Annotated in this window: 4 protein-coding genes and 1 pseudogene; 1 reads left to right on the top strand and 4 read right to left on the bottom strand. The window is 61.8% G+C overall.

The features are described from left to right. Positions 1–155: DNA-binding protein (locus YWC_RS32530; RefSeq protein ID WP_169728165.1), on the bottom strand; the 155-nt coding region annotated here is incomplete at its 3' end. Positions 156–340: 185 nt separating this feature from the next. On the opposite strand from YWC_RS32530, the gene YWC_RS0126825 reads away from it, so the two are divergent. Continuing rightward, a complete protein-coding gene (locus tag YWC_RS0126825) occupies positions 341–1357 on the top strand; it encodes a tyrosine-type recombinase/integrase (RefSeq protein ID WP_084416635.1) in 1017 nt (338 codons plus the stop codon). Positions 1358–1503: 146 nt separating this feature from the next. Here the strand turns inward: YWC_RS0126825 and sorB are convergent, their stop codons facing one another. From sorB to YWC_RS33455, 3 genes and pseudogenes are all read right to left on the bottom strand, one after another. Then, complete coding sequence (sorB, locus tag YWC_RS0126820; protein ID WP_228892616.1) at positions 1504–2142, bottom strand: SorB family sulfite dehydrogenase c-type cytochrome subunit; 639 nt, start codon at positions 2140–2142, stop codon at positions 1504–1506. An 11-nt stretch (positions 2143–2153) separates the two neighbouring features. Continuing rightward, positions 2154–3353, bottom strand: a complete 1200-nt coding sequence (sorA, locus tag YWC_RS0126815) for a SorA family sulfite dehydrogenase catalytic subunit (RefSeq protein ID WP_370660048.1) — start codon at positions 3351–3353, stop codon at positions 2154–2156. 119 nt (positions 3354–3472) lie between these two features. Next, positions 3473–3812 (bottom strand): annotated as a pseudogene (locus tag YWC_RS33455) (hypothetical protein); the annotation flags it as partial.

The following is a 3812-nucleotide window of genomic DNA, read 5'->3' as shown; positions in this document are numbered from 1 at the left end:
GCCTTCCATTGTTTAAGCATTGGCGCGATCGTGCTCTTGCTGCCGGTGCCGCCCAAGGCCTCGCGCACGGTGTCGACGGTGGCGTTCTTGCCGGCGGCGGTCAGCTGGGCGGCCGCCTTGGCGACGTGGGAGTACAGGATACCGGCTCTGGCCATGATCGCTCCTTGGATAAGATAACGTNCGGTGTAATACGTAATGGTACGTTATATTACGATATAAAATCGATCCGAAATGAGTGAATAATTAGGCTCGATAATGTAGATTATCGACACCGATGCCGATCCGCAGCGTGCTATCCTGCGTAACCCCCGTTACAAGCCCGACCGCGAGCAACACAGCCATGGCCACCCCCGAACCCGCCGACAACGGCGCCGAAAATAACGATGCACACCCAGCGTCGGCGCTGCACTCTGCCGTTACAGCTGTGGACGCCGTGCTCGCAGCCCAGCACCGCGCCGTCCTGGCCGCCGCCACGGCCGACAACACGCGCCGGGCGTACCGGTCCGCCGTAAACCACTACCTGACGTGGGGCGGCGTGTTGCCGGCCGACGAAGCGGCGATCATCCGATACCTGCTCACCTACGCGCCGACCCTCAATCCCCGCACCTTGGCGTTGCGCCTGACGGCACTGTCGCAGTGGCACGTCCACCAGGGCTTCCCCAATCCGGCTTCGACACCGACCGTGCGCAAGACACTGACGGGGATCGCACGCACGCACGGCCGCCCGAAGAAGAGGGCCAAGGCCCTTCCAATCGAGGACCTGGAACGTATCGTGGTGCAGCTGGTCAGCGCCGGCACGTTGAAGGCGACGCGCGACAACGCACTTTTGCAGATCGGTTTTTTCGGCGGATTGCGGCGCAGCGAGCTGGTCGCCATCGAGGTCGGACATATTGGCTGGACACCCGAGGGCATCGAGATCATGCTGCCGCGCTCGAAGACTGACCAACTGGGCGAAGGGATCATCAAGGCGATCCCGTACAGCGACGGCCCTTGCTGCCCGGCGGCGGCGTTGCGCGCCTGGCTCGACGCCGCCGACATCATGGCCGGACCGGTGTTTCGGTCTATCAGCAAGTGGGGGACGGTGGCCAGCGCCGCTCTGGGCGTGGGCAGCGTGAATACGATCCTGGAGGATTGCGCGACACTGGTCAAACTCGACTACGTGCTAGACCTGTCTAGTCACAGTCTGCGGCGTGGCATGGCCACCAGCGCGCACCGCGCCGGCGCCGACTTCCGCGACATCAAGAAGCAAGGAGGCTGGCGCCACGACGGCACGGTCCATGGCTACATTGAGGAGGCCAGCCGGTTCGAGGATAACGCGGCCGGCAGTCTGTTGCGTAAGCGGGTCAAACCGGCCTGATTTGTCTCAGCGCCCGCTTGCCCGTTGTTGAAAAGCAGCACCGGCCGGCCCCCGGCTGTGCCGGGGCGAGCGACGGCATGGCGCGAAGCACGTCCCCGGCGGGCATGCTCAGTAAAGGCGTCTACAAGAAGGGGATGGCATCAAATTCATTGCGCCAGGACATAATGCGCCAAGGCCATCGCTTCGCCCTCGCTCAGTTGGGAGAAAGCTGGCATCGGTACAGGCCCCCATTTGCCAGCGCCGCCCGCTCGAATATTCCTCGCCACCAGTGATACCGCGTCTGCCTTGCCCTTGTACTTTGCCACCACTTCCTTGAATGCCGGCCCGACGACCTTTTTGTCGATCGAATGACATCCCATGCAAGCATTTGCGGCAAGCAACGCTTTCGTATCGATTGCTGCGGTGGCGCCGGCCTTCGGTGCAACTGCAGCTGGCTTTATCGCCGCGTTCGCAATCGGCACTGCGTTACTGCGTTCGGCACCGTAGGTCTTGACCAGGTAATCGACCATGTCCGGGATATCCGCGTCTGAGAATTGCGCACCGAACGGTTTCTTCATCTTTCTCACGGTGGCATCCCAGTAGCCGCGCGGCGATGTCGTGGGCTGCGACTGGATGTAATGGACCGAGTGACATGTCATGCAGTTGCGCTGGGCCAGCGCATATCCCGGCAACTCGCTGGGTTTGAAGACAGCAGTTTCAGGCGGAAGCTGAATGTCGAGGGCGAAAGCTGGGGCCGCAGCCATCAGACTGATGGTGAACAGAGAGCAAATCAGTGGATGTTTCAATGTGGTTCCCCTTATACCGCGACGACGCGCGTCGATTCGACCACATTGCGCATGTAGCCGGCAGGGTTCCACAGGGCGCTCGCGGGTTGGCCTTGACCGATCCGGTTGCCCGCCCGAACCAGCAGTTCGTGGTTTCCTTTTTGTTTCGGCGTGAACGCCGCGCTCCACTCTCGAAAAGAGTAGCGCCCCAGGTCCTTGCCCAGTTGTGCGGCTTGCCAGTTCTTGCCACCGTCGGACGAAAACGCCACCTCATTCACGCCGTAGCCGCCGTCGAACGCAATCCCGCGCACCACCGTCTGGCGCCCGACCTTGACGTGCATGCCGTCGGTCAGGCTGGTCACGAACGAGCGCACGTTGAGGCGATTGATCGGGACGGTCTTGGTCGGCGCCTTTCCCGGCTCGGTACAGGCGCACTGATTGTCGGGGATGCGATAGGCCGTGCTCATCCAAAATCCGTCGAATACCTTGTCGGTCACGGTAATGTCGGACAGATGCTTGACCCAATAGGTGCCGTAGTAGCCGGGCACCACCAGGCGCAGTGGGTAGCCATTCAACATCGGCAGATCGGCACCGTTCATTTGCCAGGCCAGCATGACTTCGCCGTCGAGCGCATGGTCGATATTGAGCGCCTTCATGAAATCGGGCCCGTCGCCAACGGGCGGCGTGTCAAGGCCGTTGAACGAGACCTGTACCGACCCGGCCTTGACGCCGGCCTTTTCCAGCACCTTGCGTAGCGGCACGCCAGTCCAGCGTGCGTTGCCCATGGCACCATTCGATAGCTGGCCGCCGTTGGCGCGCGGCGACAGGTGGCCGCGGCTGTTACCGGAACACTGGTTCACGGCAACCAGTTCGGTGGCGTCAGCCATTTGCTTGAGGTCGGCGAGCGAGAGCTCCAGCGGCGTATTAACATTGCCGCCGACTTTGAGACGGTATGTTTGCGCATCGATCGCGGTGGGAATGCCGCTCCAGTGATATCGGACGAAAAACGCATCGTTCGGCGTAATCACCGATTCGTTGAACACACTGAACGGAGTTTCCAGCTGCGGCGGACGGGCGGTCAGCAGGATCAGCGGCCGCTTTTGAGGATACACGACCAGTTCGCGCTCGCCGTTTTCAAACGGCAGCGTGACGTGGCCTGCCTCCGCCGCGAGCGCGCTCAATACCGGACTGCCGAACACGCCGGCGGCACCGAGCGTGCCGGCCTGCCTCATAAAGGAACGGCGCCGCAACGCCTCCGCCGTCAATATCAACGAGTTCTTCGCCATAGTGGTCTCCGTTATTATTGTGAAATCGGCTAGCTCGATACTGCCACAGTATTGTCGTGATTTGCTTACTGCACGCTACTCAATACGGCTTTTTGTGGATCGACGGCCACGTCCCCTTCCATCACCAGGATGCGACTCGCCGTCGCGGCCTTGTCGTTGAGGCTGTTGCTCACGGCGCGCATCGGTCCGATCGCAGTGCCGTTCGCCATCCCCATCGGATTCGTCTTGAAACTGGCCACCGGCGCGGCCTGGCCGGTGACGTACACGCTGTACGCGGTCTGCGGCTTGAGTTTGAACAGCGACACTTCCAGCGCGTCCACCACGCCCAGGTTACGGGCCACAACGAATCCCTTGGCCTCGCCGGCAGCGGGTTTAAGCGCAATGTTGATTGGCTCGCTGTTGGCG

Origin of the sequence: Massilia alkalitolerans DSM 17462 (assembly GCF_000427785.1) — a bacterium.
Lineage (GTDB): Bacteria > Pseudomonadota > Gammaproteobacteria > Burkholderiales > Burkholderiaceae_D > Telluria > Telluria alkalitolerans.
The sequence above is the reverse complement of the archived record's forward strand: the minus strand, read 5'-3'. Positions and strand labels throughout refer to the sequence as shown.